Source organism: Pontibacterium sp. (assembly GCF_964228735.1).
Classification (GTDB): Bacteria; Pseudomonadota; Gammaproteobacteria; order Pseudomonadales; family Balneatricaceae; genus Pontibacterium.
Genome location: NZ_CAXRBQ010000128.1, coordinates 1 through 6,611, shown reverse-complemented (window position 1 = coordinate 6,611; position 6,611 = coordinate 1). Strand labels below are relative to the sequence as shown.

Sequence of the window (6,611 nt, the reverse complement as noted above, 5' to 3'; positions counted from 1 at the left end):
TGCCTTCGTAGCAGGCGGCAAAAACCTGAAAGGAAAGACCCGAGAAGAATACAGAAAGTAAGAACTTATTCATAACGCGATCGGTGACTTAGAGTACAAATTTAGAGATCAGATAAAATATCCGACTGCAGATGAAGAACGCCTTAACCTGCATACTCCCGGCACGGATGCGTTTTCCTAACTTACCTTAATCTGAAGACTGAGCCGCAGTGTAGCAGCTCATAAGATAGATCGTTAACCTTTGAACGGTGCGTTACGCTTCACTAACAGCACCCTACATGGAGCTTTCGACAGACTATGGCACTCTGCTGAGTGCCGTTAAGCGACCACCTTGGACCCTGCGGCCAGCCAACCATCCGTTACTAGGCAATGAGGTCGGTTTCCGACCCAAAGCGGTCATCAGGCGTGTCGGGAAAAGGATACTGCTTTGTGCCATTAGCGGACATCCAATCTTGCTTCGTCACAGCTTCTAAGAGATAGTGACGACAAATACAGGACGTAATAATCACAAAATCCTATCAATGGAGTGAAAGGAAAATGAGTAGATTGTGCACCTTTATATGTGTGCTGCTTGTTCTCATACAAGCTTCGATTCATGAAGTACAAGCAGGGATAGGCTCTGATGACCCATCGGCGCATAGATCAAAAACCCCTCTTGTCTCTGAACCCGTGATCTACACCATACAGGGTGTAAAAGACCCTCGTCTAAAAGCTACCTTTCTAGCTAGTTATGTGAGTACGAGCATATCAGACGCTTGCTCGTATAAACAAACCACAACCTCAAGCCGTAAAGTCAAAATAGTTGATAGAGCTTATCCGATAGCAGAAGAAAACTTTCGTATCCAAATCCCTATTTATCTCGAGGAAAACGCGAAAGAGTGTGGTTATAGGTTTTCTCGAATCGAACTGGTTCTGCGGAGGAAATACGATAACAATCTTTATTCAAAACACATTGTATTGGATAGACAACCTATGGCGAGAGCAATATATAGCGGGACTCGCGGAGGCTTTGGAGGGCGTGCGAACTTGGAAAGACCTGCCAAAATGACTACAGATAAAAAATATTTCAGGGTTTCTAAAGATAGCAACTATTACTGCACAACAAATTTCTATCCGACCAAACAGGATGCAAGCCGAAATACATCTATGACCTGTCGTATGCAGATCAGAGATGGCAAAGGCGAGAACAGGTTTATCCCTACAAATAAATACCAAACATTTGTGACCCACCCAGAGTTTGGTACAGATCAGATTGAAAGCGACACATTGACCATCAATATGATTGCTGATGACAAGAACAGTAAATTAGCAAACGGGAAAGAGGTTCTTCCCGATTACTTCAGGACTTTGCCAAAGCCAGAGCCAACCATTTGGGAAAAGTTAGTTATCAAGATAAATGGCTTTTTCGACTGAGCCTAGGCTCAAAAGGAACATGAGGCTATGTCTGCATAGTGTCGGCAACCGACTAAGAATGCGGTATGAGATAGCTACTGCGAATGTCCGCTTAATGCTGTGGGTTCAATGAGTCAGTGCAACACACTTTAATTGATATGCAGCCTTTTTAGGCTTAAGAGAGAAATGGCCCGGATTACCGAGCCATTTCTGAATGAAACTTATATCCATCAAGTACGTGGGTATAGCGTCTCGGTAAAGCCATCCACACCCACGATCTGGCCAGAGACGTTTCTGCTGTAGTCGGAACAGAGGAAGCAGATCATATCCGCGATCTCTTCTGGATCGACGTAGCACTGCATGGAGGTGCCGATGGCGTAGAGGCGACGTACCTCTTCCGGATCGATATCCTCTGCTTCCGCGTGGGCGGTGATGATGCGTTCCATACGTTCGCCATTCACGTTACCCGGCACGATTCCGTTTACGCGGATATTGTCCGGGCCCAGTTCCATTGCCAGAGTTTTGGTCAAACCGGTAACTGCCCATTTGGCCGCGACGTATGGGCTACGGTTCGGGAAGCCCAAGATGCCTGCAGCGGACACCAGATTGATGATCACACCAGACTGCTGTTGCTTAAATACCGGTACCGCGCGACGCGCGCAGTAGAACTGGCCGTCGATACACACGCCCATGCACTGACGCCACTCGTCATTGCTCACATCTTCGATCGGTGCGGTTGGGCCACCGATACCGGCGTTGTTCACCAGAATATCCAGACCGTCCGGCAGGATCTGGTCGAACATGGCATCCACCTGCACCGGATCGGATACGTCACAAACAAAGGTGGTGATCTCGTCCGGCAGGCTCGCCAGTGCAGCTTCATCTACGTCGCAGGTAAATACGGTTGCGCCAAGTTTGTGCATCGCCAGTGCGGTGGCCCGGCCCATACCCGCGCCACCGGCGGTGATCACTACTCGCTTTTCAGCAAGAGATACGTTCATTCGTTACACCTTTAACTTCGTATTTATTTTTGTTGTTTGATTACGCTGCGTTGACTTGGCTACGCACACCTTCTTCAGAAGGGGCGCGAGGTACCAGTGCGCGTACCAGGTCTTTCATGCAGATGGTGCCGACCGCTTCGGTGCCGTTCTTCACCAGGTAGACTTTGCTGGTGTCGCCGTCGGAGTGGGAGATCACATCTTCCAATGTGTCGTTGTAATCCACAGTACCGGCGTGGGCGGCGGTGCTATCGGACAGTGGGCGCATCACCGAGCGAACACGCAACACACGGGCACGGTTGATGTCGCTGACAAAGTCTTCGATATACGGATCGGATGGGTTGAGCAGGATGTGCTGTGGTTCTCCCTGCTGCACCACTTCGCCATCTTTCAGGATCACCAGGTGGTCTGCCAGTTTCAGGGCTTCATCCAGGTCGTGGCTGATGAAGATGATAGTTTTGTGCAGCTCTTTCTGCAGCTCCAGCAGCAGATCCTGCATATCGGTACGGATTAGCGGGTCGAGCGCCGAAAACGCTTCGTCCATCAGCATCACCGCCGAGTTGGAGGTCAGCGCGCGGGCGATACCCACACGCTGCTGCATACCGCCGGAAAGCTGGTGAGGGTAGTGATCTTCAAAGCCTGCCAGACCAACACGGTCCAGCCATTTGCGGCCTTCCTGATCGGCCTTGTCGCTGCTTTCACCGCGCACACGCAGTGCAGTGCCGGCATTTTCCAGCACAGTTTTATGCGGCAGCAGCGCGAACTTCTGGAACACCATCGACATATCCTGCTGACGCAACTTGCGCAGGGCGTCGTCAGACAGCGTCATCACGTCCACGCCGTCGATCAGGATCTGACCGTCGGTCGGTTCGATCAGGCGGTTAAAGTGACGGATCAGGGTGGACTTACCGGAACCGGACAGCCCCATGATCACCGTGATCTCGCCGTCTTTCATGTCTATATTGATATCTTTCAGGCCCAATACATGGCTGTGCTGATCCAGCAGTTCTGCTTTCTCGACGCCGTTCTTGGCGTGTACCAGCGCTGATTCCGGATCGGTGCCGAAGATCTTGTACAGATTCTTAATCGATACTTTTACGTTTGCAGTCATCGTCAGCGCCCTCAGTTCTGCTGTGATACGTCAACGCGAGCCAGTGTGGCTTTGCTGACACGGTCAAGAAGGATGGCCAGGATTACGATGCAGAAACCGGATACCAGACCTACACCCAATTCAAGGTTGTTGATGCCGCGTAGTACCAGCACACCCAAGCCCGGCGCGGATACCAACGATGCGATTACCACCATCGCCAGGGACATCATGATGGTCTGATTCACTCCGGCCATGATGTTAGGCAGGGCCAGTGGCAACTCTACGCTGAGCAGTTTCTGACGGGCGCTCATGCCGAAGGCGTTGGCCGCTTCGATGATGTCCTGATCAACCAGACGGATACCCAGGTCGGTCAGACGGATCACTGGCACGATCGCGTAAAGAATGATGGCGATACCGTAGAGCTTGGATTCGGTCACACTGAACAGGAAGATCAGCGGGATTAGGTATACGAACGATGGCAACGTTTGCAGCATATCCAGCACCGGAATCACGGCTTTCTGCAGGCGGTCGTTTTTCGACATCGCTATACCTATTGGTACCCCTATGAGCACACTGAGCCCGGTACAGACGAAGATGATCGCCATGGTTTGTACGGCGTAGGTGTAGTGGTCGATAAACGCCATAAACAGCCAGGTGAACGCAACCAGCAGGGTGGCGCTCTTGGAACGGGTAATGAACTGTACCGCGACCAGTGTCAGGGCAATCAGCAGCCACCACGGCATGGCAACAAACATCCAGATTGATCCGTCCAGCAACCAACTCAGGGGTTGGGTCAGCGGATCGAGCACAAACTGCAGGCTGCTTTTAATATCGAGGAAGAACTGCTCGACGCCGGAGGTCATATCGCGTGTACGTGGGATCGCGTTACAAGAGGCGTGCAGCTCGTCCAGCGATGGGAACGGGACGTTCCACACAGAGGTTTCTTCAGTCTGAGTGCCTTTGCTACGGGCCAGCAATTCCGCCATGGTCATCGGGCCACCCTTGGCTTCGGCGCCGCACCACTCTTTTAACCCTAGCGAATCGAAAATCGAATCATAGAATGCCATTGTTCTTATCCTGTTTATTCTTATTCAGTGTCCCGCCTGGTTGAAAGTCGGCTCTTAGGCGGGTGTCGGTACTTCGCTACTTGGGTTTAGATGCTGGGGCACAGAGCCCATCGGCAGCAGTCTTTGTAGCCAATACGCGAGGGGACCGGGCTTGCGACATAGTCAGCCACAAGCCCGGTGGGCAGCTACTTAGTTCAGCAGGCCTGCCAGGTTTTTACGGGCATCGTCATTGATCCACTGGGACCAGGTGCCTTGCTGGGTGGTAATGAAGTGAACCGCGGTCTCCTCAGACGAGGCCTTGTTCTCTTCCTGCCACGCCAGCAGTTTGCCCATTTCGGCGTTGGTGAAGGTTACTCTCTTCATCAGCTCCAGCACTTCAGGTGCGCGTTTCGCCAGATCGCTGGTGATGGCAGTCACAACCGGTGCGGAAGGCAGGGAGGTTTTCTGTGGGTTCGCACACTCTTCATCCTGTGCGCAGTTGTGAGCCGCATCGTTGTATGGGCCCAGATCTACCGCAACCATCTCGTACTTACCCAGAACGGAGGTTGGCGCCCAGTAGTAGCCGAACCATGGTTCTTTATTGTTGTAAGCGGATGCGATGGAGGCGGCCAGGGTTTCACCGGAACCGTGGTTGAAGACACCCATCTTGTGGCTTTCGAAGTCGAACGCTTTGATCAGGTTGTCGTTCTTGATACGGATGCCCCAACCGTTAGGTGCGTTGTGGAAACGACCACCCACCAGTTCTGGATTGGCCAGAACACCTTCGATGGTTTTCAGCTCTGGGTGCTTATCTACCAGGTACTTAGGAATCCACCATGCATCCTGGCCACCGTCAGAGAGAATCTTCGCTGCGGTAACAACTTTGCCTTGCTCTTCCAGCTTGGTGTACAGCGGCACGGAGTTCAGCCACAGCTCGGTTACGATGTCTGGCTTACCGGTTTCAGCCACGGATGTTACGGAAGGCACAGTCGAGGTAGGCACGGTTTGTACTTTACAGCCGTAGCCTTCTTCCAGCAGGAATTTGGATACGTAAGTTACCAACTGGGAGGAAGCCCAGTTCATCTCACTGATGCTGATTTCGCCGCAGTTCGCGTGTGCGGCGGTGGACATCATGGAAGTACCAGCAACAAAACCAGCAATTGCCAGGAGTGATTTTTTCATAGTCGTTTCCTTTAGTTTTTATTTTGCTTAACCAGGTGGATTGCTGTTACTTGGGAGGGTTACCACAGCTACTCAATCCACGTGATGTTGACGAACCGGAGTTCGATTTGTCTGATCGAAAACTTCTATGGCTGATACTAGAACCGTGCATGACCTGTTGTTAAATTTATAATTATTGGAAAGAACTTAAATGAAATTTATGTAGGCAGGGAGGGCCGGATAGGTGCTTGTTTTCTAAGCAGCACGGGGCCTGGCAGGGTGGGGTATAAATAAAATTTAAGGAAACGTTAACGCTTTTAAATTTCAGTTGTGTTTTTTGCTGTTCTAGGATGCCCCTAACGATAGCTTCCAGTCAGTGGAATGGCTGGTAACAAAAATAACAAGTCAGACAAGCAACTATAAAAACAGACGGCGTTGTAACTGTATAAGACCGTTGATGTTATTTACGTCCCAGTAGATGTGTTGATTACCTGGCTGATCTGAAAGGCGGGAGTACACGTGAAGATTACCAATGTTAAAACGATGCAGGTGGAGATTCCCCTGCAGAAGCCCCTGATCACCGCTATCCATAAGACCGAGTCCGTCGGTTGTGTTCTGGTGATGATCGAAACCGATACCGGCTTGGTGGGGGAGAACTACGTCTTTGCCCTCAATAAAATGCGTCTGACCGTGTTCGAAGCGATGATCAACAGCCTGACCCAGTTCCTGATTGGTCAGAATCCGCTATATGTAGAGAAGATCTGGGAGCAAATGTGGGTCGACTGCAATCCCCTGGGCCAAAAAGGCGTCACTGTATCCGCTATCTCCGCCATCGACACCGCTCTCTGGGACCTGATTGGCAAGCAGGCCAATATGCCGCTGTACCAGCTGTTTGGTGCCTGCCGTGACCGCGTGAAAACCTAC

The 6,611-nt window shown here is 51.2% G+C and carries 5 protein-coding genes and 1 pseudogene; 2 read left to right on the top strand and 4 right to left on the bottom strand.

The window, feature by feature from the left end:
- Window positions 1-537: 537 nt before the first annotated feature.
- The gene (locus ACEQ15_RS14770; RefSeq protein WP_370279984.1) at window positions 538-1,413 is read left to right on the top strand and encodes a hypothetical protein; all 876 of its coding nucleotides are present in this window, start codon (window positions 538-540) and stop codon (window positions 1,411-1,413) included.
- A gap of 209 nt (window positions 1,414-1,622) precedes the next feature.
- On the opposite strand, the gene ACEQ15_RS14765 is transcribed toward ACEQ15_RS14770, so the two are convergent.
- The 4 genes from ACEQ15_RS14765 to ACEQ15_RS14750 all read right to left on the bottom strand — a co-directional run bounded on the left by ACEQ15_RS14765 (window position 1,623) and on the right by ACEQ15_RS14750 (window position 5,708).
- Window positions 1,623-2,393: an SDR family oxidoreductase gene (locus ACEQ15_RS14765; protein WP_370279983.1), complete on the bottom strand. Its 771-nt coding sequence runs from the start codon at window positions 2,391-2,393 to the stop codon at window positions 1,623-1,625.
- Window positions 2,394-2,433: 40 nt separating this feature from the next.
- Entirely contained in the window at window positions 2,434-3,501 is a 1,068-nt protein-coding gene (locus ACEQ15_RS14760) for a glycine betaine/L-proline ABC transporter ATP-binding protein (protein WP_370279982.1), read from the bottom strand.
- Window positions 3,502-3,512: 11 nt separating this feature from the next.
- Complete coding sequence (locus tag ACEQ15_RS14755) at window positions 3,513-4,547, bottom strand: ABC transporter permease (RefSeq protein ID WP_370279980.1); 1,035 nt, start codon at window positions 4,545-4,547, stop codon at window positions 3,513-3,515.
- A 189-nt stretch (window positions 4,548-4,736) separates the two neighbouring features.
- Window positions 4,737-5,708: an ABC transporter substrate-binding protein gene (locus ACEQ15_RS14750; RefSeq protein WP_370279979.1), complete on the bottom strand. Its 972-nt coding sequence runs from the start codon at window positions 5,706-5,708 to the stop codon at window positions 4,737-4,739.
- A 498-nt stretch (window positions 5,709-6,206) separates the two neighbouring features.
- Here ACEQ15_RS14750 and ACEQ15_RS14745 point away from each other — a divergent pair.
- Window positions 6,207-6,611, top strand: a pseudogene (locus ACEQ15_RS14745) (mandelate racemase/muconate lactonizing enzyme family protein); the annotation flags it as partial.

Bases quoted from the DNA above. Each gene is read 5' to 3' on its own strand.
- ACEQ15_RS14770 (WP_370279984.1), top strand. From the start codon at position 538: ATGAGTAGATTGTGCACCTTTATATGTGTGCTGCTTGTTCTCATACAA.
- ACEQ15_RS14765 (WP_370279983.1), bottom strand. From the start codon at position 2,393: ATGAACGTATCTCTTGCTGAAAAGCGAGTAGTGATCACCGCCGGTGGC.
- ACEQ15_RS14760 (WP_370279982.1), bottom strand. From the start codon at position 3,501: ATGACTGCAAACGTAAAAGTATCGATTAAGAATCTGTACAAGATCTTC.
- ACEQ15_RS14755 (WP_370279980.1), bottom strand. From the start codon at position 4,547: ATGGCATTCTATGATTCGATTTTCGATTCGCTAGGGTTAAAAGAGTGG.
- ACEQ15_RS14750 (WP_370279979.1), bottom strand. From the start codon at position 5,708: ATGAAAAAATCACTCCTGGCAATTGCTGGTTTTGTTGCTGGTACTTCC.